Genomic DNA, 21,455 nt, shown 5'->3' with positions numbered 1-21,455 from the left:
CGCCTGCATTTGAACCACGTTCAACACCGCAACCACTTCCAGATCACCGCTAGGAGTACTTCCCATGACTACGATTTCCAACGATCAGATCGGCAGCTTCATCGGTCGCGCCTCGATGCAGGGCGACACCGGCGTGCGCAAGGCGGGCGGAGGTGCAAGCTCGTCGAGCTGGTATGAAGCCATGTCGCGCGCCTGGGGCCAGACCCTCGATCAGCAGGCGACCAAGATCACCAACCTCTCCGACGTCATCGGGCAAGGCGGAGACCAGCCGTCGAACGTGGTCCAGCTGACCGCCGAAAGCCTGCGCATGCAGTTCCTGTCCAACAACGCGTCGACCTCGCAGAACAGCGTGGGCCAGGCGCTCGAAACGCTGGGCCGCAAGCAGTAAGCGATTCCCGCAGACAACAGCAGCAAGGAGAAGATCATGGTCGACGCGATCCAGGCCGTTGGACTCGAAGCCGCGGCACAGGGGGCATCGGGCGCGGGCGCCCACCAGCCGGTGGCCGCCGCGTACGAGGTCGGACAGTTCGCCCAGGCGATGGACCGGGCAGGCACGAGTTCCGCCGCGGCGTCGAATGCGCCGCAAGGTGTGGCCAGCGTCGGCGCATCGGAGCCTTCCGAAGGCATGCGTATGGTGATGTCGGCGATGGACAACCTCAACGGTGGTGCCTCGAGCATCCAGGATCTGGCCAAGACGATGACCCAGAATTCGGGCGAACTCACGCCCGGTCAGGTCATCGAGATGACGATGAAGTCCCACCATTTCCTGTTCCAGTGCGAGATGACGTCGAACGTCGCCAACCGGACGTCCGATGGTATCCAGCAGCTGTTCCGCCAGCAGTCCTGATCGAGAGGTGACCGGCATGCGCGTTTCACAACCCAGCGTATCCAAACGATGGTCCGCGTGGATGGGCATGCTGCTCGCCTGCCTGCTGCTCGCCGGCTGCGGCGGCACGGCGCTCTACAGTTCGGTGGACGAGCGCCAGGCCAACGAGATGATGGGTGCGCTCATCGGCTCGGGCATCCAGGCCCAGAAGAAGCCGTCGGCCACCAAGGTCGGCTGGGACGTGTTCGTCGCCGAAGGCGATATTCCGCAGGCGATGGCGGTGCTTGGTTCGCGCGGCCTGCCGCGGGAGAACTTCCAGAACCTTGGCGACATCTTCAAGAAGGAGGGCTTCGCCTCTTCGGCCACCGACGAGCGCGGTCGTTATCTGCATGCGTTGCAGCAGGAGATCAGCCACACCCTGACGATGCTCCCGGGCGTCGCACGGGCGCGCGTGCATCTCGCACTGCCCGAGCGCGATCCGCTCGGTGGCTCGAATGGCAAGACTTCGGCCGCTGTGTGGATCTTCGAGCAGGCCGGCGCGAATGTCCGCGACCGTGAGGCCGATATCAAGATCGTGGTGAAGGACGGCGTCGAAGGCCTGACCGACATCAATCAGGTTTCAGTGAAGTTCGTCTCGATGCCGGCGCCGCCGGAGGCCGCATCGTCCAGCGGGACGGCGATGGCCCTGTCGGCGGTGAGTCCGATGGCGATCGTCATCGCGGCGCTGGTCGTCGCGCTGTTGGCGGTGGCATTCGCATTCGCTGGGCGCCTCAAGGCCCGCAAGCCCGCCACTGCGGACAAAACCCCGCCGGCGCGCTGGCAGGGCTGAGCCGTGTCGCTGGATGCGCTGCTCGCCGAGGTCGATCCGCGGTGGTATGAAGCCGACGGGGCGGGGCTGGACGACGCGCTGCTGCAGCGTGCACGCAGCAGCCGTCTCGGGTGTCGCTTGCTGGCCGGCGCCCTCGCGGACGGCCCGGCCGCGCATCTGCTCGCACCTTCTCCCGAAGGATTCTCGGCAGTGATCGCGCGCTGGAACCGGGCGCGGTTACTGGCATTGCATCGCGACCTGGGCGTGCTGGCGTATGCCCCGGCGATCCGAGCGGAGATCCGTCGGGATGCGGTCAAGCGCGTCAAGTCGGTGCTCGGGACCAGCTACCTGCTGGCACTCGACCGCAGCGTTTGGGATGCGAAGGTCGATCCACAGCTGCAGGGCCGGCTGGCCGCAGCCCTGGCCGAGGCGTTGGCGGGCGCCGACACGTGCGGTCCCCGGTTGCTCGACGCCTTCGAGCGGCAGGGGCGCGCGGAACTGCAGGTCTGGGCGCGCCAGCGCGAACCCGCGCTCGCCGACTGGGCGCAACTGATGCATCCGCCGGGCGAACTGCCTCTCGCGCATCTGCCCGAAAAGCCCCTGCTCGTCGTCCACACGCACCATCAAAATCGCGCGGTCGCGGCCTGATCCCGTCCACGTCCCGGAGCCTGCATGCCGACCCCCGACACCACTTCCTCCCCGCCCGATCGACGCCCCCCGGGCGCGGCCGTGGTCTTCGAACGCCGCGAGTTTCGGCGCGGTGTGTCGGCGCCGATCGTGCGCGCCGCGGAGTGGCAATCGCTCGGCGAACTCGACACCCTGCTGGCGCGGGTCAACGCACTCCATGAAGAGGCGCAGGCGGAAGTACAGAAGGCGCGCGAACAGGGCTATGCGGAAGGATTCGCCGAAGGCCTGGAGCGCGTGAAGCAGCAGATGACCGAGCAGTTGGCCTCGCTCAATGAGCGCCGCGCGCGCGTGCTGGGCGATGCGGCCGGTCGCATCGGCGATCTCGCCTGCGCGATCGTCGCGCGGATCGCACCGGATTTCGAGGCCTCGAAGGTCGTGCCGGCGCTGGTGATGCGCGCGGTCGAATCCGCGCAGGCCGAGCAGTTCCTGATGATCCGCGTACATCCCGATGCGCGCGCTGGCGTGGAGCAGGGCCTTGGCGCGGTGCGCCAGGCGCACCCGGGCGTCGGCGTGATCGAGCTGGTCGACGACGAGAGTCTGGATCCGCTGAGCTGCGTGGTCGTCTCCGAGGCCGGCGAGGTGCGCGCGGGCGTCAGTCAGCAGATCGAGGCGATCCGGACGGCGCTGGCCCAGGCCAGTGCGGTGGCGAGCGCATGAATCCCGGCCCCGCCCTGTCGCTGCTCGACGAACTCGGCGCCAGCGCCGTCGTCAGCGATCCGCTGTTGCACGCGCTCGGGCAGGTGCAAGCCATCGAGCGCGTGGGCCGCGTCAGCGAGGCCTATGGCACGCTGATCAAGGCGACGGGGCTGCGCGCCGCGATCGGTGAGCTCTGCTATCTGCGTAACCCTGGGAACAGCAGTTTTGAACTCGCCGCCGAAGTGGTCGGCGTTGCAAGGCAGCACACCTTGCTGACGCCGCTTGGACCATTGGACGGCATCGCCTCGACGACCGAGGTCTATGCGACCGGCAAGCAGGCCTCAGTACCGGTGGGCGAAGGCTTGCTCGGTCGCGTACTCGATGCGCATGGCGCGCCGATCGACGACAAGGGTTCACTGGGAGCAACCATCGACGCGCCCATCTATGCCGCATCTCCCAACCCGTTGTCGCGCAAGCTGATCGATCGGCCGTTCTCCACCGGCGTGCGCGCGATCGATGCGGTGATGACGGCGGGTGAAGGCCAGCGTATCGGCATCTTCGCCGTCGCCGGTGGCGGCAAGAGCACGCTGCTCGGCATGCTGGCCCGCGGCGGCGATGCCGACGTCAACGTCATCGTGCTGGTCGGTGAACGCGGCCGTGAGGTCAATGAATTCATCAGCGACAACCTGGGCGCGGAAGGACTCGCGAAGTCGGTGGTTGTCGTTGCGACATCCGACCGCCCGGCGCTCGAGCGCAGCCGCGCGGCGTGGGTGGGCACCGCGATCGCCGAACATTTCCGTGATCAGGGCAAGCGCGTGCTGCTGCTGGTCGACTCGGTCACGCGTTTCGCGCGTGCGCTGCGCGACGTCGGCCTGGCGATCGGCGAGCCGCCGGCGCGTCGCGGTTTCCCGCCATCGGTGTTCAGCGAAATGCCGAAGCTGTTCGAGCGTGCAGGCAACAACGACAAGGGCTCGATCACCGCGTTCTACACGGTTCTGGCCGAAGACGAGGACGGCGGTGATCCGATCGTCGAGGAAGTGCGCTCGATCCTCGACGGTCATATCGTGCTGTCGCGAAAACTCGCTGCGGCCTACCACTATCCGGCGATCGACGTGCTCACCAGTCTGAGCCGCACGATGCCGCGTGTCGTCGACCAGCCGCATCTGCGCGCGGCCGGGCAACTGCGCAAGTATCTGGCCAAGCATCAGGACATCGAACTGCTGCTGCAGCTGGGCGAGTACAAGCGTGGTACCGATCCGGACGCCGACATTGCGATCGAGAAGATCGGTCCGATCCGTACACTGCTGCAGCAATCCGAACATGAGTTGGTGCCGTTCGAAACATCGTCCGGCGCGCTGCGGAAACTGTTCGGATGAAACCTTACCCGCTCCAGACACTGCTGCAACTGCGCGAGCACCGGACCGAAGCGGCGCGCATCGTGGTGCTGGAGAAACAGCGCGCATTGCAGCAATGCATCGAAGCCTGTACGCGCGTGCAGGGCGAACTCACGGATCTGGAGCGCGACCGCAGCGGGCACCGCGCGCGTCTGCTCGATCCACCGCCATCGGGTGTGCCGTGGCCGGCCGCGCTGACACAGCGCGAGACCCACATCGATCTGCTCGGTGAGCGGATCGTCGGCGCGCAGCAACGACTGTCAAAAGCCCAGGAAGCGGTGCGTCAGGCTGAAACCGCGGTGCAGGACGCGCGTGATGCGTTCTTCCGTGCCAAGGGCCGGCAGGATGCGCTCGAGAAACGCCGCGATCTGTGGAAGCGCGAACAGCGTGGACTGTTCGAACGGCAGGAAGAAGCGGTCAACGAAGACTTGATGCAGGCGCGATACATGGCGCGCAAGCAGTAGGCACGGACACGAGGAGACGATGATGAGCGTACAACGCAACGATTCCGCTTCCAGGCCGCCGGACCAGGCTGCGCGTAACCGTCAGGTCGACCGCGAAGCCAAGGCCGATGCCAAGGACGCGCCGCCGCGCGAACGGGTCGACCAGTTCCGTTCGATGATGCAGCAGGCACGTGGCGACATGCCGGGCCTGCAGGGCGAGGCGGAATTGGCCAGCGGCATGCTGCAGGGCGAAGGCGAACTGCAGGAGGGCGAGATGGCGGAACTGGCCAGTCAGCAAGAAGCGTTCAAGTCGCGGCAGTCGTTGTCAGATGTCGTCGACGCACGCAGCTTCCGCCAGCAGCACGACAACGGATTCGGTTCGCAGCACGCGCAAGGCATGGAATCGGCCGCGATGCTGCAGGCCCAGATGGCACTGCGCGACGGCGCGCCCGCGGCAGCACCTGCAGCGGCAGCCTCCAATGCGGGCCAGTTGTTCGACATGATGGAAAAGCACGTGCGGCAGATGGCGGTGCATGATGCCCGCGATCCCGGTGGTGACGGACAGGTGCTGCTGCGGATGTCCGACGCCACATTGCCCGGTACCGACCTGCTGCTGAGCAAGAACGCAGACGGCTGGGTGCTGCGCGCCGACAGCCGCTCGCGCGAAAGCTTCGATGCGATCCGCGAGGCAGGCCCGCAGCTCGCGAAGCGCTTCGCGCAGCAGAATCTCGGCACGCTGACGATCGATCCGCACTACCACGGCTGATCCGCGTCGGCGCCGTGGTGCGCGGGCATTCCAGCAGGGCAGCACGCTCCGGCGATCCGTGTGGATCGCCTCCTTACGATGCGTCGCCGGCCTCCACCACGGGCGTCTCGCGTCGGGGGCGGAGTCCACGCCAGTCCGCCCGCGCCATGCGGAACCGCCGGGCCGGATTTCCGAACTGCGCGCCCCCCGCGGTCTCCGTGAACCCCAGGCGCAACAACAGCGGCGGCACCGAACGGTTGTCCGGTGCGCACTGCGCGATCAATGCCGGCATTGCCAGCGTTTCGAACGCGTGCGTGCACAAGGCGGCGCCACCCTCGATCGCATAACCGCGTCCCCAGGCCGCAGGCAGTAGCCGCACCCCGATCGCGACATCACCCGCATCGCCGCTCGGCGTCAGCGAGAACATGCCGATGAAGCGGCCCGCCCGATCCCGCGTGTGCCACAGCCCCAGGCCCGGACGTTCGCGGTAGAGCTTGTTCGCCCACACCACCAGGCCCATCGCATCGTCGAGCGTGGCGATCGGATCGTCGAGCAGCATGCGGGTGACGCGTTCCTCGCGGCCCAGCTGCAGCAGGTCGATCACGTGCCGGAAGGCGAAACCATGCAGCCGCAGACGGCGCGAGCGCAGGTGCTCCTCGGTGGGATAGTCGCGGCCTTCCGCGGGGAGGTCGTCGCGTGAGAAGGCAGGGGGCGCCGGATCAGATGTCGGGGCCACAGGTTGCGTGGGGTTCGTCGGCATGTCGCCGTTATAGCGCGGTAGAACTGGGGTGTGTCGAGAGCGCGTGAACTAGGGCGCACCCTAGATGGGGTACGACCTAGCTGTCGTATGGACGCAATGGGAAGACACTGCATCTGCAGTCGCGCACGTTGAGTCCAGATCCCAAACGTTGGCGCGCAGGGTTTACAAGCGTTTTTTTCTTTCAATCCAAAGGAGTTTCATCATGTCCAGCGACGTCTTCTCCGGTATTGGTTCTCTGGTCGGCACCGCACTCGGCGGCCCGCTCGGCAGCCTCGTGGGCAACCTGCTCGGCGACCTGGTCGGCCAGCTCTTCGATTCGGCCCTCAGTGGCCTGTTTGATGGTCTGGGTCTGCCGCAGTCGGCGCAGGATGCGGTCAGCGAAGGCTTCAAGGGCGGCTTCAACTTCAACTTCAATATCGGCGGCAAGTAATCCATGCAGCACGACCAGCAGGCCCAGCGGCAGGCGTGGATCGATGGTCTTGCCCAGCTCCGGCAGCAGGGTGCGATCGACGCGGATGATGAGAACACCCTCATCCGGCACATGGATGAGCGTCTGGAAGCGGTGCAGGTCGAGCTCAAGGCGCTGGTGCCCGAATACGAAGAACGTGTGGAACGCGACGGTCGAGAGGCTGCCGATGTCTGGCTTGGTCAGCGTTCCCGCGAGATGGGGGAGCGGGAAGGTACTGATGCCAGGCGGATGGTGGACTCGTTGACCTCCGCCAGAAGCGACGCCTGATCCGATCGGAAAACCGCACGCTGACAGTGTGGAAAAGCGGGGCCGCGGAAACGCGGCCCCGTTTCTGTTTGGTGAATACGAAGTCCCGCCGATACCCGACGACGACGCTCGGATTCCGGGTTCCCGGATCCGCTGTCGCGCACTAGGGGCGCACCTAGATGCAGGGCGTCGCGCCAGTCGTCATGATCGGAGTCCAGTTGTATGACGCGCCCGTCATATGCGATCGATCTACTCTGCCGTCTCGCATCGCCGCGCCGCGTTTCACTGCGATGCACGCACGCCCACTCAAAAGGAATCGTCCCCTATGTCAGCCGCATCTTCCCAGGACACCGACTTCGCCGCATTGCGGGCTTCGCTGCTGAGCAGGTTTGAAGCCGAGTTGCGGGAACAGCGCGACATCGATGCTGCCAGCCGCGAAAGTATGTTGGCGCGCATGGACGAGGCGCTACAGCAGCAAGGACAGGTTGGAGTGGACGGCGCGTCAGCCGGCGATGTCCGTGCGGAGGTGACCGACGCTATCAATATGTTGAATGCGCACGGCTTGCTGGACAGCACTGGCGGCGAAGAGGTGGAGCGCGCGTTTACACAGGTCTACAGCGTGTTCGAGAACGATGCGGTCAATCGCGCACTCGAGTTCGCGCGTATCTCCCGCGAGCAGGGCGAAGACGCCGCGCGTGCCTGGCTGGCGCTGAATGCCGCGTCCGGCTCGGCTGCCTAGGGTACGCCCCAGCTGGCGACCGGGAGGGGCGGCATGCATGATCGAGACATAGACGCAAAGCGTCACCCGGATTCCTTTCAACCACGTATGGAGTCATCCCAATGGTCAATGTAGATGTCAACATTTCGGTAGGCGCCGCCGGCTTGAATGCCACAAAGGAGTCGGGCGGTGGCGGCGAGTCCTGGCTGGTCGCAATGGCGAAAGCGCTGGGCACGATGCTGGGGGAGAAGGCCGGCAACATGGTCCAGACGTCGAAGGAGATGGAGAAGTATTCCGGCTCCGACAGCAAGGAAGATGCGCAGAAGTTCAGTGAACTCCAGACCAAGTTTCAGGCTGAGTCACAGATGTTCAGCATGCTGTCGAACACCATTTCGACCGCTCTGAAGTCGATCGGTGAAGGCCTGACCGCCAACGCTCGCAAGCAGTAAGCGGCGGATACAGAAAGGGCCAGGTGGATGTCCGCCTGGCCCTTTCCTGTTGTGGAATACGGAATGATTGCAACCTTGCGTGATCAGCCAGCATCGCGAATGTGGATGCATCGAATATCGAGGGGCGCCGAGATGGCACTGCGTCGCTTGAAGTCGTGGGCCTTGTGCGCGCCGCTCTGCTTTTCTTTCTTCGGCAGTGCATGCGCCGTCGATTCCGGGGCACCACCCGTATTCGAGCAGCGGCCGTATACAGGCCCGCTCGAGGTGTATGCCGAACTGCCGGACACCGATGCCATGCGTCGCAGTGGCCGGGGCGGAGCGGAGTTTCAATCGCTTTCCGGCGGTCGCTCACGACTGGTGGTCTACGGAGATCTGGCGGGTTCTGGACGCGATCCGGCGCCCACCGGCAGTGCGGGCTTTGTGATGGAGGGCGGCGTCCAGGACGGCAGTTGGCTGGCCACGGGCGCTGATCTACAACTTCGCATCGACACCGATGGGGTCATCACTGGAGGCGGACTGTTTCAAGGGGACCGGTACGCCTTTTCGGGGCAGCTCAGCGCGGACGCATTTGATCTGGTGGTCAGGATCGGCCCGCCTGCCGACTCCCGGTCCGCTGCCAATGGGATTGTGGGGTTCGTGTTCGAGTACACACTGCGGCATCAGGCGCCGGGCGGGGTCGAGCACTCGCGCGCCCAGCCGCCTGCGAGCGCCAGGACGCCCTGCCGTGTTGTCCACTATCAGCCGCGCATGATCGCGAATATCGGCGGCGACTCGATGAGCACTGTCCAAGTCCCGGTGTGTGTCGGGTGAGGTCCTGGTGCGCCGGTGGCCCGGTTGTGATCCGGTCTCCGGCGGATGCGCGATTTGAAACCTTCGACGAGGTGATTCGATGAGCAGATCAAGCGGAATCATGACGACGATTGTGGCCGCATCGGTATGGGCCGCGGCGCCGACCTTGGCGCAATGGGATCCGGGCGCGACCCAGCAGCTGGGAATGGGCCACGGTCAGAACGCGATGTCGCAGTCGGCCCTGCGCAATGCGGCGGATCTGGACGGGGCGTCCGATCGGCCGATCCGCGGTTATGCGGGAAGCGGAATGAGCCGGCGTGAGCGCCTGCTCGCGCTTGAAGCGGAGTATCTCGAGCGCGTGGCGCGTGATGGCGTGGACAGCGCGAAGGCATGGGCATTCGATGCCGGGCGTCAGGACGCGCGCGCGCGATGACCGCGCAGCCTGCGCGCATGGGGTGGCCCGGCCGCATGCGGCGACGCCACGTCGTGTCGCTGCTGATGGCCACCGTATTGATGGCGGGCTGCGCCCCCGACAGCGATGCGCGAGATGGCGAAGGGCATGGCGGGGGGCATCGGCCGGAAGCCCGTACACCGGATTTTCTTGAAGCCTACGAGGCCGGGTTTCAGCGTGGCATCGCCGAGGGCAAGGCGGGTCCGGATGCGAACGCCGGGTCCGGGCAGCCGGCCGATCGTGACTTCGCCGAGCGTTGGGCGGCGTTGAGCGGACTGGCCGTGTCCGATGTGGCGGCCTATGTGCAATCCGGCGCAGCCGATGCGTGGCTTGAGCAGCGCTACCGTTCGCTCGGTTTCTCCCGTGACCTGGTGTCGGCCAATGCGCTCCTGTTTCTCGCCAACTGGGAGGCCTACACCGGCATGGAGGCCTCGCCTGCGCAGGCCGAAGGCGTGCGTCGCCAGATCGAAGGGGCCGCGGGCGGCGCCCGGTCCAGGGAATCGGCCAGCGAACTCGAACTCCGGCGCCGCGTCTACGAACTGATGGCGGCCACGCTGACGCGTGAACATGCGCGCGTGCGGGCGACGGGTGGGGCAAGCGCCGATGCGTTCAAACAGACGGTCCGGCAGGATTTCGAACGCATTTCGAACAACGATCTCGCCAAGTTCACGCTTACCGCAGAAGGCTTCGAGGAGCGCTGATGTGGCCATTTCAAGGAGAACACCTGTGACACAGATCCTTCAGCTCCGTCCGGCCATCGTGCGGTGGTGCGTCCTCGTCTGCGTCGCCGTGCTGTGCGCAGGTGCGGCGCATGCGGCCGACGGGGATGCCGCCGTGCAGCGCGCGCTGCAGCGCGCCATTGCGGCGCCTGCGCCGGCGCAGGTCGATGCGCAGGCCGTCGAGGCCCTGTCGTTCCGTCGCGACGCCGCGGTGAGCGCGCGTGTGCAGCAGGAAACGATCCGCGCCTTCGGTCGCAATCCGCAGCAGGTCGCGGATCTGGAGCAGGTCATCGGCTCGGGCGAGATGCTGCGCGAGTTCGACAAGATCCTGCGCCGCTACGGCTACGACCCGACAAACCTGGGTGACGTGCTGGCCGCGCATCTGCTGATCTCGTGGGAAGTCGTCAACGACCGAGATTCGCGCCAGTCGCCAGCAGGGCAGCGGGCGGTGCGGCGCCAGTTGATCGGCCCGCTCGCGGCTGTGCCGGAAGTAGCCGCAATGTCGGATGCCGACAAGCAGGCCCAGGCCGAGCGAACCGCCTATCTCACGATGGTGTCGGCGCTGACCTACCAGTCGATGAAGCGGGACGGCAATCGCCAGGCCTTGACCGCGCTGGCGGCGAGCGTGCGTCAGGGGCTGCAGGGCAATGGTGTGGATCTCCAGCGGGTTTCGCTCGGTGATGGCGGGCTGGTGACGCGCTGAATGCCGTGAGGCCGTGACAGACAAAGGGCGCCGCATGCGGCGCCCCTTCTTTTGGGGTCAAGCACTAACGACGGATCGGATCAGGCGGCGGTCGCTGCATCCGGATGAGCTGCCGGCCGAGCCACCAGGCGCCCAGCGCCGCCAGTAGTCCCGCCCAGGCGAATTCGCCCGTCCAGCGACGCAAGGTCGGCGCCGCGGGCAGATCGCCGAAGCTCAGCAGGAAGCTGACGAGCACGAGGCCGAGGCAGCCGTAGGCCACGATGGCCAGCACCCAGAACAGCCACTGGAACGCCTTGGCGACTTCGCGCGGTGTATCGGCATCGTAGGGGCGCACCAGATGCAGGCGTCCCTGGGCAGCGGCGAGGATCCACTGCCCCATGTCCTGCGCGCCGACTTTCATGCGCCCGCGTCGGCGCAGGCCGGGACCATCCAGGGTGTAGGTGCCGGTGCCGGTGAGTTCGGCGCGCACGGGGCCGCCCGCATCGAGCGATGCCGTGCCCGCGATGGGGTTGCCGGAGGCCTGCGCCTGGGGGTTGCCTGCAAGCTGTTGCACAACAGGCGCCTGCGCCACGGTCGTGGCCAGCGGAGCGGCTGCGAGCAGGGCAGCGCCCGGTGGTGCGTTCGGCGTATTGGCCTGCAAGGGTGGCTGCGCCTGCTGGGGCACCGCCGCACGATCTGCAGCGGGATTGCCTGCAGGCGCGAACATGGCGTCCGTTCGCGCAGGCTGCGCCTGTTGGGGCGGCGGCGATGTCGCCTGCTGCGCGAGCATACCCGGCGTTTGCGGCTGGGTCGGGGGCACCGCGGGCTGGGGCGCCTGTGCCGCGCTCTGCGGCGAGGTCGCGGATACTTGGGCCGGGACCGCCGGCGCCTGCAAGGCCGCCGGCGCGGACGCGGATTGCGCCAGGACAGTCGGCTGCTGGGTGGGCGCCATCTGGGTCGGGATCGGGTTCTGTACGCCGGGCAGCGCATTGGCAACCGTGCGCGCCACGTTGACGGCGGCGTTGGCGACATTCCCGGCGTTGCCGGGCAGGTTGCCGAGGCCCTGTGCGGGGCCGGCCATGGTGCCCGGGCCGAATGCCGTCCCCGGTGCGGCGGCGCCCGGCGCCGTGGAAGGCGGCGCGAGGATGTTGCGAAGCGGGGTCGCGGCGGCGTTTATCAGCCCGCCGCCGATCTGCGGCGCAGTGTGGGCGGGGTTCGTCCCGGGGACGTGGCCGGCCGGGGCGCTGAAGGGCGGCGGCGGGGGCGGAATCGGCGCGCCAGCGGGGAGATTGAACGTGGGCAGTCCTGGCGGTGCCGAAGGCATGGGCGAGCCCACAGTCGACTGCGGTGTCGCGGTCGCGCCCGGTTGGCCGCCGGCCTGGGTTCCGGGAAAGATGCTCGGAAGCAGACGCCCCGGCAGCGATTGCATGAAGCCGCCGAAATGCTGCGCCAGAGGCGCACCCGCGGAACTGGCACCGCCGCGGCTCATGCCAGGCAGGGGCGGCAGCTTCGGCGGGCCGAGGGGGCCGGGCGGGCCGGGTAGGGACACCATTGCCTCCGGGGGCTGGATGGCAGGCGGGAAGGAACGCGCAGGGGGCCACTTCGCTGGTGGCTTGCTTCGAGGTTAGGCGGCGCGTAGCGCGTCCACACCCTGGGGTCGACCCTAGATCGCCTTGTTCTGCGACGGGAGTCGCAACATAAAAAAAGGGAGACTCTCGTCTCCCTTCAAGCCGGCAGGGCCGGAGGACATGGTGTGGCGGACGCAGGCTACCGCGTCCGAGAACCTAGTACAATACTTGAAATACTATGATTCAAGTTATTGATTCCATTAGTTCGCAAGATCCAGCGCGTTGCGCTTCAACTCGCGGCGGGCGCCTGCAGGCTGGTCCCAGGCGTTGTTGAACTGGGCCGGTTCCCAGCCGCCGTAGCTGGGATTGGCCAGCATCCACCAGCGTTCGCCGAACCAGTCGCCATAGGTGTCGAGCAGCTCGCCGCGGGCCTCGGTGGTGTTGGCGACGATGTCGACGAAGTCACCCAGCTGGTCGCCGAACTGCATCAGTACCCGGTAGTCGCGACCGGCGAGGCGACGGCGGCAGGTCTTCTCGGTGCCGTTCTGTTCGCAGTCCTCGACGAAGGTGCCCAGGCCGAGGAACACGCTTTCGTCCTTCACCGGCAATCCTTCGGCGCGCAGGTTCGCCAGCGTTGCCTCCTGCAGGTGCTGGGCGCGGTTGGAGAGATAGAGGATGGTCACGCCCTTGGCCTCGGCCGCCTTCGCGAACTCCAGCACGCCCGGCACCGGCTTGGCTTTCTTCTCGGCGACCCATTGCGCCCAGGTGACTTCGTCGTACTCCAGACCGTTCTGGATCAGGCGCGCCTGGTAGGGCGAGTTGTCGAGCACGGTTTCGTCGATGTCCATGATCACGGCCGGCGGCAGCGCGGTCGCATCGCCGATCAACTCGCGCTCTTCCGGCACCAGGGCATCCCAGTGCTTCTCGGCCAGCGCGTCGTCGAGGTGGTCGGCGGCGGCGCGGAAGATCGAAAGGCTGTTTGCGCGGTATTCCTCGGAGCGCTGGATCCACAGCACCGCGTTGAGGTTGTCGCTGGGGTCGGTCGCGGCCGGCGCCTGCGGCGCGGAGGTGGTGGGCGCGGCTGGGTCAGCGGGGTCCGCAGGCGCAGCGGCAGGCGTCGTCGGCTTGCAGGCGGCCAGCAGCAATGCGCCGGCAAGCAGGGTGAGGGCGGGTGCGGTCATGCGCATGGGCGGGTCCGTCGTCATCGTGTGAACACGCGAGTTTAACGGCCGCAGTCGTTGCGAACATGACAGGCCGGCATGCGGGGCGCATCCTGTCGCCCCCTTCGAGGCTGGAACTTCAATGGACGCACAGGCGCAGGACCAGGACCGCTGGCCCAGACTCACCCCGATCGAGGCGCGCGTGCTCGGCTGTCTGGTGGAAAAGCAGGCGACCACGCCGGACGTGTATCCGCTGACCGTCAACGCCGCGCAGTCGGCGGCGAACCAGAAGACCGCGCGCGAGCCGGTAATGTCGGCTTCGTTCGGTGATGTGCAGCACGCGCTGCGGCAACTGGAAAGCCACCGGTTCGCACGGCAGTCGTTCTCCTCGCGCGCCGAGCGGCACGAGCACGTGCTGGGCACCGCACTGGATGTCCCGCAGCCGCAGGTCGTGCTGCTGGCGCTGCTGATGCTGCGCGGCGCGCAGACCCTCGCCGAGCTGGTGACGCGCAGCGAGCGCATGCATCCCTTCGCCGATGCCGACGACGCGCGCCATCATCTCGAGCGTCTGGCCGGCAAAGGCCTGGTCGTGCGAATTCCGCCGTCGGCCGGGCGGCGCGAGGACCGCTATGCGCATCTGCTGTGCGGTCCGGTCGATGTGGCCGCCATCGCCGCATCCGGTCCCGCGCGCGAATCTGCAGGCGATGCGGGTCTGGCGGCCCGTGTCGACGCACTCGAAGCCGAGGTCGCCGCGTTGCGCGACGCCTTGGACGCGCTGACGGCACGCTTGCCGGTCTGACCGCTGGACTCCTGTGGGGGCGGCCTTGGCCGCGAAGGCTTCACCGGGAAAGCGCTTCGCGGCCAAGGCCGCTCCTACAGGTCAGCTGTCGAGCAGCGCACGGATCGCAGCGAATCCGTGGTCGGCGCGCTCGCGTTTGCGGGCAGCGTCGGCGACGGGATCGGCACCGTCGCGCTGGACCTCGGCGGCGGGGAGCTCCTCGAAGAACCGGCTCGGCGTGAGCCGCAGCTTCTGGCCCCAGCGCTGGGTTTCGCGCGGATGGCTCAGCCACAGCTGCTCCTTCGCACGGGTGATGCCCACGTAGAGCAGGCGCCGCTCTTCGTCGATGCGGCCCTCGTCGATGCTCGACTCGTGCGGCAGTGTCTTGTCGTCCATGCCGATGATGAAGACGTAGCGGAACTCCAGTCCCTTGGCCGCGTGCATGCTCATCAGCCGCACCTGGTTGCCGGGGTCGCCCTTGTCGGCATGGCTCAGCAGCGCGAGCTGCGAGGCCAGTTCGCCGGGGCCTGCGCCGCGTGCGCCTTCGAACCAGTCGGCCAGTTCGTTGAGGTTGCCGGAGCGGATCCGGAACAGGTCGTCGCTCTTGCATTGCGCCTTGAGCATCGCAATCAGCCCGGAGCGCTCGTTGAGTTCGCGCACCAGTTCGCCGGCCGGGAGTCGGCGCGCGTCCTCGCGCAGCCCGCGCAGGATGTCGCCGAACTCGCTGAGCGCATTCGCCGCGCGCGGCGGCAACTGTTTGAGCAGGCTCATCGACTCGATCGCACGCGACATCGGCACGTCGGCCGCGCGCGCCAGTTCCGACAGTCGCGCCAGTGAGGTCTGACCGACGCCGCGCGCCGGCGACTGCACCGCGCGCAGGAAGGCGGAATCGTCGTCGGGATTGGCCAGCATGCGCAGCCAGGACATCGCGTCCTTGACCTCGCCGCGATCGAGAAACGCGGTGCCGCCGCTCAGGTGATACGGCACGCGCAGCAGCTGCAGTGCTTTTTCCAGCGGGCGCGAGAGATGGTTGCTGCGGAACAGGATGCAGAACTCGCTCCATTCCACCTGGCGCGAGGACTGCAGGAACTGGATTTCGCCGGCCACCTTCTCGGCTTCGTGCGCACTGTCCCGGCATTCCCAGATGCGGATGCGCTCGCCGTCGGCCTGCGCACTCCACAGCGTCTTGGGATGTTCGTGCGGATTGTTGGCGATCAGCGCGTTCGCCGCGCGCAGCACGCGGTTGCTGCAGCGGTAGTTCTGTTCGAGCTTGACGATGCGCAGGGTCGGATAGTCCTCGCCCAGCGCGGTCAGGTTCTCTGGATTCGCGCCGCGCCAGGCATAGATGCTCTGGTCGTCGTCGCCCACGCAGGTGAAGTTGCCCTTCGGCCCGGCGATCGCCTTGAGCAGGCGGTACTGCGCGTCGTTGGTGTCCTGGCACTCGTCGACCAGCAGATAGCCGATGCGCTCGCGCCACGCGTCGCGCGCGTCGTCGTCGGATTCGAGCAACTGCACCGGCAGGCGGATCAGGTCGTCGAAATCCACCGCGTTGAACGCGGTCAACCGTTCCTGGTAGCGCGCATACAGCGCCGCCGCCTCGAACTCGCGCGCGCTGATCGCCACGTTGTGCGCCTGCTCCGGCGACAGGCCGGCATTCTTCGCCTTCGACACCAGGCCCTGCAGCAGCTGGATCATGTCCGGCTTGACGCCCGGCAGCAGATCCTTGATCTGCGACGCGCTGTCGTCCGCGTCGAAGATCGAGAAACCGCGCCGCAGGCCGAGCTTGGCGTGGTCGATCTGCAGCATCTTCAGGCCGAGCGCATGGAAGGTGCAGATCGTCAGCCCGTCCGCCGCATCACCACGGATCCGCTTGGCGATACGCTCGCGCATCTCCTTGGCCGACTTGTTGGTGAACGTGATCGCCGCGATGCGTTTGGCCGGATAGCGGCCCGACTGGATCAGATGCGCGATCTTCTCCACGATCACGCGCGTCTTGCCGCTGCCCGCGCCGGCGAGCACCAGCAACGGACCCTCGACATGACCGAGCGCCTGGGCTTGTTGGGGGTTGAGACCGTGCATCGGGACCACGCGAGTCAGCGACGCGCATTGTAGCGGTCGGGCTTCCGCCGGGCCTGAAGCCCGCCGGTAGAATGGCCGCATGGCCAAGCTGTACTTCTACTACTCGGCGATGAACGCCGGAAAGACCACGACGCTGCTGCAGAGCGCGCACAACTATCGCGAGCGCGGGATGCGGGTCGCCTTGCTGACGCCGCGGCTCGACCATCGTTCGGGCGTAGGGCGCGTCGCGTCGCGGATCGGGCTGTCGGCCGATGCGATCGCGTTCGAGCGCACCGACGATCTGCTCGGCCGCATCCGCGCGCTGGTCGACGGCGATGGCAGCCTGCACTGTGTGCTGGTCGACGAGGCGCAGTTCCTGTCGCAAACCCAGGTCTGGCAGCTGTCGGAAGTCGTCGATGCACTGCGGATCCCGGTGCTGTGCTATGGCCTGCGCACCGATTTCCGCGGCGAATTGTTCGAAGGCAGCCAGCACCTGTTGGCGTGGGCCGACGAACTGTCGGAGATCAAGACCATCTGCCACACCGGCAAGAAGGCCACGATGACCGTGCGCGTCGACGAGCAGGGCTACGCGGTGCAGGACGGGCCACAGGTCGAGATCGGCGGCAACGAGCGTTATGTGTCGGTGAGCCGTGCGGAGTTCAAGCGCATCGTGCGGGGCGAGGGGCGGATCGAGCCGGTGCAGCCGCCGCTGCCGCTGGTCTGACCCGACCGCATCAGCGACGCGCCAGCAGCGCGCCGCAGCGCTGCCTCGCCGCATCGATCTCCCGACTGATCACCCCGCCTTCCGGTTGCGCGGCGCGCACCTGGGCGGCCAGCACGGCCAGATCGTTGCGGGCGTTCGTGGCGCCTGCCGTGCCGCAGCGCAGGGCCGCGGCATGCGCGCGGGCAATCCACGCGATCTTGCGCAGTTCATTGTCGTCCGGCGGGGTGTGCGCCAGACGGTCCAGCCCGGCGAGCGCGTCACGGTTGCCGGCCTCCGCCGCGACGCGCGCGCGCGACAGCACGGCGCGCAGCGTATTGGGGTGCTGCGGGCCGTAGGCGGCTGTGGTGATCGCTGCTGCCGCATCGAGACGCGGGCTGCCGGTGCCGGGCGCCAGCGCGGCGTCCACTTCCCCGAGCATCCGCAGCGTGTCGCCGACCAGTCCGTGGCGTGCACCGAAGCGTGCCTGGCGCAGCGCGAGCGATTCGAGCAGCAGCGGATGCGCCTCGGCATCGCGACCCGCCGCATGTAGCACCATGGCGTGGTTGAACAGGCCGTCGGCGAGCAAGGCGTTGGGACTGGTCTGGCGCCAGATGTCGACCGTACGTGCCAGCGATTCGAGTGCGGCCGCTTCGTCGCCGCGCTCCCAGGCCACGATGCCGAGGCTGTTGTGGATGCGGGCGACATCGGCGTGGCGTGCGCCCAGCCGCGCGACGGTCCAGACCAGCGCATCACGGAATTCCGCATCGGCTTCGGCGAACCGCCCCTGGTCGACGTGCAGGGCGGCGAGCTGCCGGCGTGCATCGAGCGTCGCCGGATGCCGCGCGCCATGCAGGTCAAGCGCGAGCGCCAGCGCCTCGCGGCAGCTCGCCTCGGCCGGACGCGTCCGGCCGTCCGCGCGCAGCAGCGCGCAGCGGGTGCGCAGCAATTCGACCGCCAGTGGATGCCGCGCGTCGAGACGCTGTCGCAGCCGTGCGAGGGTGTCGTCGGTGGCTGCGAGCGCCGCCGTGATTTCGCCGGCGGCACTGTGCAGCGAGGCCAGATCCGCGAGGCTTTCGATCGTGCCGGCTTCGTCCGGGACCGGGCTGTCGCGCCGCAAGGCCAGTGCGCGGCGGAACAGCAGGCGCGCGGTGTCCGGCTCGCCGATGTCGCGTCGGCCGCGCCCCAGCTGCGTATAGAGTTCGGCGGCCTGGCGCGGCAGCACCTGTTCGCGCTGAAGTGCCAGCGACTGCTGCGGCTGCATCCAGGCAATCGCATCACGTGGCCGACCCAGCAACCGCAAGGTGCGCCCGTGATCGCTGGCCGATTGCAGGCGCAGGCTCGGGGGCGGATCGGGCATGCCGCGCACCAGCATCGACTGGCGCTCGAGCAGCGCCAGCGCCTGCTCGTAATCGCCCAGCCCGAGCCGCAGTCGCGCGATCACGCCATAGAGTTCGGCGCGGGCGACGGGCTGGTGCGCCAGTTCCGCATCACCCCGCTGCACCCCGGCCTCCAGCAGTTGGCGAATGTCGAGCGGTGCACCACCGGCCGAGGCGCCGGCCTGCTCGAACAGGCCGACGACGAAATCCTGCATCGCCTGCGCGCGTGCCGATTCCTCGATCGCCTGGTTCGCCTGCCAGGTCACCGCGACCATCGATGCGACCAGGGTCAAGGCCACCAGCGTCGCACTCGAGACCGCCCAGCGATGCCGGCGCAGGTATCTGCCCACGCGATACGACAGGCGTTGCGGCCGTGCGAGGATCGGCCTGCCCTCGCGCCAGCGGCGCAGGTCGAGCGCGAATGCTTCGACTGATGCGTAGCGATCGGCAGGTGCCTTCGCAAGTGCGCGCAGCACGATGGTGTCGAGGTCCCCGGCGATCGCACGGGCCATGCGCCTGCGCTGCACCGGCTCCACGCCGTCCTCCGTGCCGCGCAGCAGCGCCTGCGAAGGCCGGGGCGGATCGGCGTCGAGAATCGCCTGTTCCCACTGCGCATCGCTGGCGCGCGCGGGCTGGTAGGGCTTGCGTCCGGCGAGCAGTTCGTAGAGCACCACACCGAGCGAGTACACGTCGGTCATCGTCGTGACCGGCTCTCCGCGGATCTGCTCGGGCGCGGCGTAGTGCAGGGTGAATGCGCGCAGGCCGGTGCGCGTGGCCTCCGATGCCTGGCCGGCGGTGTCGAGCAGCTTAGCGATGCCGAAATCGAGCAGCCGCACGTCGTCGAGTGCGGTGACCAGGATGTTCGACGGCTTGAGGTCGCGGTGCACGATCAGGTTGGTGTGCGCGTGGCTCACCGCGTCGCACACCTGCAGGAACAGCCGGATGCGGTCGGCGACCCCGGGCTGATGCCGCCTGCACCAGTCGGTGACCGGCTCGCCGTCGATGTAGTCCAGCGCGAGATAGGGCTGTTGATCGATGCTGATGCCGGCATCGAGCAGGCGCGCGATGTGCGGATGTTCCAGGCGCGCGAGGATCTGCCGCTCGCGGGTGAAGCGCAGGCGCAGGTCGGGATCAGCCAGCCCCGGCCGCAGCAGTTTCAGCGCGACCCGGCGCTCGTACAGGCCGTCGGCGCGTCGCGCGAGCCACACCTGGCCCATGCCGCCTTCGCCGAGCAGGCGTTCGAGTTCGTAGGGGCCGACATGGCGGCCGGGCAACATGCCCGACAGCGCGGCGACGATCGGCTCGGCGAGGAAATCCTCGCGATCGGCCTCCAGCGCCAGCAGGGCTTCGAGTTCGGCGGCGAAATCGGGGTCGCCCTGGCGCAACGTGGCAAGCGACGCGGCGCGCCCATCGGCGTCGAGTTCGAGCAACGCATCAAGGGCCGGGGACAGCCGCTGCCAGCGCGTGCTGTCCATGCGCAGCGCTCAGTCTTCCCGCAACGACGCCAGCAGATACATCCGCGCCTTTTGCCAGTCGCGCCGGATGCTGCGCTCCGACCGCTCCAGCAGCGCGGCGATCTCCAGTTCCGACAGGCCGGCGAAATAACGCAGCTCCACCACGTGGGCGAGGCGCACATCGACCGCGGCCAATCGGGTCAGCGCGATGTCCAGCGCCAGCGTGTCCTCGTCCAGCCGCAGGCCGCTTTCGAGGTTCTCCGGCAGTTCGGTCACCCGATGCAGATCACCGCCACGCTTCTGCGCCAGGCGCTGCCGCGCGTAGTCGACGACGACGCTGCGCATCGCAGAGGCGGCATAGGCGAAGAAATGCGCGCGGTCATCGAAGCGCGCTTCGTGACGGCCGATCAGTTTGAGGTAGGCCTCGTGCACCAGCGCGGTGGCATCGAGCGTGTGCCCATGCTGGCCGGCGAGCTGGCGCCGGGCCATCTGGTGCAGTTCCTGGTAGAGCGTGGCGAGCACGCGATCGAGCGCGTCGCGATCGCCGCCGCGCGCGGCATCCAGCCACTGGGTGATCTCGGCAGTCTGACTCTCGCGCATGACCGGCCCTCGTCCCGCGTCGCGACTATAGCGCTTCTCCAGCGCGGCAGCGGTCGGTCCTCAGCGCTGGCAGCGCGGACACCAGACGGTCGCACGCTGGCCCACCAGGGCCTGCCGCAGCGGGGTGCCGCAGGCCGGGCAGGGCAGGCCGCCGCGCCCGTAGGCGGAGAGTTCTTGCTCGAAATAGCCGGGCGCGCCGTCTGGACTGATGAAATCGCGCAGGGTGGTGCCGCCGCGGTTGATCGCATAGGCCAGAATCCGCTTCACCTCGGCCGCGAGGCGCGCATAGCGTTCGCGCGAAATGCGCCCGGCGTCGCGCACTGGCGAGATGCCCGCGGCGAACAGCGCCTCGGCCGCGTAGATGTTGCCCACGCCGACGACGATGCGCTGGTCCATCAGGAAGGTCTTCACCGGCGCCCGGCGGCCGCGACTGGCGAAAAACAGATGGTCGCCATCGAAGACATCGTCGAGCGGTTCCGGACCGAGATCGCGCAGCAGGGCATGGGTTTCGCCGCGCGGCTGCCACAGCAGACAGCCGAAACGGCGTGGATCGTTGAAGCGCAGTACCTGGCCGGAATCGAGTGTCATATCGACATGGTCGTGCGCACGCACCGGCACGTCGGGATCGAGCACGCGCAGACTCCCGGACATGCCCAGGTGCAGCAGCGCGCTGCCGGCATCGGTGTCGAGCAGCAGGTACTTCGCGCGTCGACGGATCGCTTCGACGCGCTGCCCGGGCAACACGCTCGAGACTTCGCCGGCGATCGGCCAGCGCAGGTCCGGCCGCCGCAGCACGACGCTGCGAATCGTGCGGCCGAGCACATGCGGCGTCAGGCCGGCGCGGGTGGTTTCGACTTCGGGCAGTTCGGGCATCGGGGCCGGCGGCGTGCGGGGACTGGTCTGTATCGGGCGCGCGCGGCCGGTTTCAATGTGCCG

At 67.8% G+C, this 21,455-nt stretch carries 25 protein-coding genes; 18 read left to right on the top strand and 7 right to left on the bottom strand.

Going from position 1 to position 21,455, the window contains the following annotated elements; translation table 11 throughout:
• Window positions 1-64: 64 nt before the first annotated feature.
• The 8 genes from J2X52_RS16340 to J2X52_RS16305 all read left to right on the top strand — a co-directional run bounded on the left by J2X52_RS16340 (window position 65) and on the right by J2X52_RS16305 (window position 5,560).
• On the top strand, window positions 65-388 hold the full coding sequence (locus tag J2X52_RS16340) for a hypothetical protein (RefSeq protein WP_310155828.1): 324 nt from the start codon (window positions 65-67) through the stop codon (window positions 386-388).
• 36 nt (window positions 389-424) lie between these two features.
• Window positions 425-847, top strand: a complete 423-nt coding sequence (locus J2X52_RS16335; RefSeq protein ID WP_310155825.1) for a hypothetical protein — start codon at window positions 425-427, stop codon at window positions 845-847.
• A gap of 61 nt (window positions 848-908) precedes the next feature.
• Complete coding sequence (locus tag J2X52_RS16330; protein WP_310155824.1) at window positions 909-1,655, top strand: hypothetical protein; 747 nt, start codon at window positions 909-911, stop codon at window positions 1,653-1,655.
• Between the two features lie 3 nt (window positions 1,656-1,658).
• Window positions 1,659-2,282 (top strand): hypothetical protein, encoded by a 624-nt coding sequence (locus J2X52_RS16325; RefSeq protein WP_310155822.1) that lies wholly within the window; start codon window positions 1,659-1,661, stop codon window positions 2,280-2,282.
• A 24-nt stretch (window positions 2,283-2,306) separates the two neighbouring features.
• Window positions 2,307-2,978: a FliH/SctL family protein gene (locus tag J2X52_RS16320; protein ID WP_310155818.1), complete on the top strand. Its 672-nt coding sequence runs from the start codon at window positions 2,307-2,309 to the stop codon at window positions 2,976-2,978.
• On the top strand, window positions 2,975-4,333 hold the full coding sequence (locus tag J2X52_RS16315) for a FliI/YscN family ATPase (RefSeq protein ID WP_310155816.1): 1,359 nt from the start codon (window positions 2,975-2,977) through the stop codon (window positions 4,331-4,333). Before J2X52_RS16320 ends, J2X52_RS16315 begins: the two co-directional genes overlap by 4 nt.
• Window positions 4,330-4,815 carry a hypothetical protein gene (locus J2X52_RS16310; protein ID WP_310155814.1) on the top strand — a complete coding sequence of 162 codons (486 nt, stop codon included), beginning with the start codon at window positions 4,330-4,332 and terminating at the stop codon, window positions 4,813-4,815. Before J2X52_RS16315 ends, J2X52_RS16310 begins: the two co-directional genes overlap by 4 nt.
• Before the next feature lie 22 nt (window positions 4,816-4,837).
• Window positions 4,838-5,560: a hypothetical protein gene (locus tag J2X52_RS16305; RefSeq protein WP_310155811.1), complete on the top strand. Its 723-nt coding sequence runs from the start codon at window positions 4,838-4,840 to the stop codon at window positions 5,558-5,560.
• A 73-nt stretch (window positions 5,561-5,633) separates the two neighbouring features.
• Here J2X52_RS16305 and J2X52_RS16300 read toward each other — a convergent pair whose 3' ends face one another.
• Entirely contained in the window at window positions 5,634-6,299 is a 666-nt protein-coding gene (locus tag J2X52_RS16300; RefSeq protein ID WP_310155808.1) for a GNAT family N-acetyltransferase, read from the bottom strand.
• 202 nt (window positions 6,300-6,501) lie between these two features.
• Here J2X52_RS16300 and J2X52_RS16295 point away from each other — a divergent pair, with 202 nt between their 5' ends.
• The 8 genes from J2X52_RS16295 (at window position 6,502) to J2X52_RS16260 (ending at window position 10,843) form a co-directional block, all read left to right on the top strand.
• Window positions 6,502-6,729 carry a hypothetical protein gene (locus J2X52_RS16295; RefSeq protein ID WP_310155806.1) on the top strand — a complete coding sequence of 76 codons (228 nt, stop codon included), beginning with the start codon at window positions 6,502-6,504 and terminating at the stop codon, window positions 6,727-6,729.
• A gap of 3 nt (window positions 6,730-6,732) precedes the next feature.
• Window positions 6,733-7,035: a hypothetical protein gene (locus J2X52_RS16290; protein WP_310155803.1), complete on the top strand. Its 303-nt coding sequence runs from the start codon at window positions 6,733-6,735 to the stop codon at window positions 7,033-7,035.
• 217 nt (window positions 7,036-7,252) lie between these two features.
• Window positions 7,253-7,753 (top strand): hypothetical protein, encoded by a 501-nt coding sequence (locus tag J2X52_RS16285; protein ID WP_310155801.1) that lies wholly within the window; start codon window positions 7,253-7,255, stop codon window positions 7,751-7,753.
• Between the two features lie 101 nt (window positions 7,754-7,854).
• Window positions 7,855-8,181, top strand: coding sequence for a hypothetical protein (locus J2X52_RS16280; protein WP_310155798.1), 327 nt, complete (start codon window positions 7,855-7,857; stop codon window positions 8,179-8,181).
• Between the two features lie 27 nt (window positions 8,182-8,208).
• Complete coding sequence (locus J2X52_RS16275; protein WP_310155796.1) at window positions 8,209-8,991, top strand: hypothetical protein; 783 nt, start codon at window positions 8,209-8,211, stop codon at window positions 8,989-8,991.
• A 79-nt stretch (window positions 8,992-9,070) separates the two neighbouring features.
• Window positions 9,071-9,403: a hypothetical protein gene (locus tag J2X52_RS16270; RefSeq protein ID WP_310155794.1), complete on the top strand. Its 333-nt coding sequence runs from the start codon at window positions 9,071-9,073 to the stop codon at window positions 9,401-9,403.
• A complete protein-coding gene (locus tag J2X52_RS16265) occupies window positions 9,400-10,122 on the top strand; it encodes a hypothetical protein (protein WP_310155792.1) in 723 nt (240 codons plus the stop codon). The genes J2X52_RS16270 and J2X52_RS16265 overlap by 4 nt, the downstream gene beginning before the upstream one ends.
• A gap of 25 nt (window positions 10,123-10,147) precedes the next feature.
• Window positions 10,148-10,843 (top strand): DUF6683 family protein, encoded by a 696-nt coding sequence (locus J2X52_RS16260; RefSeq protein ID WP_310155790.1) that lies wholly within the window; start codon window positions 10,148-10,150, stop codon window positions 10,841-10,843.
• Between the two features lie 64 nt (window positions 10,844-10,907).
• Here the strand turns inward: J2X52_RS16260 and J2X52_RS16255 are convergent, their stop codons facing one another.
• Window positions 10,908-11,903 (bottom strand): hypothetical protein, encoded by a 996-nt coding sequence (locus J2X52_RS16255; RefSeq protein WP_310155787.1) that lies wholly within the window; start codon window positions 11,901-11,903, stop codon window positions 10,908-10,910.
• Between the two features lie 747 nt (window positions 11,904-12,650).
• Window positions 12,651-13,571: a 5'-nucleotidase, lipoprotein e(P4) family gene (locus J2X52_RS16250; RefSeq protein WP_310155785.1), complete on the bottom strand. Its 921-nt coding sequence runs from the start codon at window positions 13,569-13,571 to the stop codon at window positions 12,651-12,653.
• Window positions 13,572-13,692: 121 nt separating this feature from the next.
• Between J2X52_RS16250 and J2X52_RS16245 the strand changes: the two genes are divergently transcribed.
• A complete protein-coding gene (locus J2X52_RS16245) occupies window positions 13,693-14,349 on the top strand; it encodes a DUF480 domain-containing protein (protein ID WP_310155782.1) in 657 nt (218 codons plus the stop codon).
• An 81-nt stretch (window positions 14,350-14,430) separates the two neighbouring features.
• Here the strand turns inward: J2X52_RS16245 and J2X52_RS16240 are convergent, their stop codons facing one another.
• Window positions 14,431-16,407 (bottom strand): UvrD-helicase domain-containing protein, encoded by a 1,977-nt coding sequence (locus tag J2X52_RS16240; protein ID WP_310155780.1) that lies wholly within the window; start codon window positions 16,405-16,407, stop codon window positions 14,431-14,433.
• A gap of 79 nt (window positions 16,408-16,486) precedes the next feature.
• Between J2X52_RS16240 and J2X52_RS16235 the strand changes: the two genes are divergently transcribed.
• The gene (locus J2X52_RS16235; protein WP_310155777.1) at window positions 16,487-17,110 is read left to right on the top strand and encodes a thymidine kinase; all 624 of its coding nucleotides are present in this window, start codon (window positions 16,487-16,489) and stop codon (window positions 17,108-17,110) included.
• 10 nt (window positions 17,111-17,120) lie between these two features.
• Here J2X52_RS16235 and J2X52_RS16230 read toward each other — a convergent pair whose 3' ends face one another.
• The 3 genes from J2X52_RS16230 to mutM are packed head-to-tail and all read right to left on the bottom strand — an operon-like array spanning window position 17,121 to window position 21,392.
• The gene (locus J2X52_RS16230; protein WP_310155775.1) at window positions 17,121-19,940 is read right to left on the bottom strand and encodes a serine/threonine-protein kinase; all 2,820 of its coding nucleotides are present in this window, start codon (window positions 19,938-19,940) and stop codon (window positions 17,121-17,123) included.
• Between the two features lie 9 nt (window positions 19,941-19,949).
• Entirely contained in the window at window positions 19,950-20,519 is a 570-nt protein-coding gene (locus tag J2X52_RS16225; protein WP_310155772.1) for an ECF-type sigma factor, read from the bottom strand.
• Window positions 20,520-20,579: 60 nt separating this feature from the next.
• The gene (gene mutM / locus J2X52_RS16220; RefSeq protein ID WP_310155769.1) at window positions 20,580-21,392 is read right to left on the bottom strand and encodes a bifunctional DNA-formamidopyrimidine glycosylase/DNA-(apurinic or apyrimidinic site) lyase; all 813 of its coding nucleotides are present in this window, start codon (window positions 21,390-21,392) and stop codon (window positions 20,580-20,582) included.
• Window positions 21,393-21,455 lie beyond the last annotated feature (63 nt).

The organism is Luteimonas sp. 3794 (genome assembly GCF_031456825.1).
Lineage (GTDB): Bacteria > Pseudomonadota > Gammaproteobacteria > Xanthomonadales > Xanthomonadaceae > Luteimonas.
Note: the sequence above shows the minus strand (reverse complement) of the source record. Positions and strands in the feature narration are given on the sequence as shown.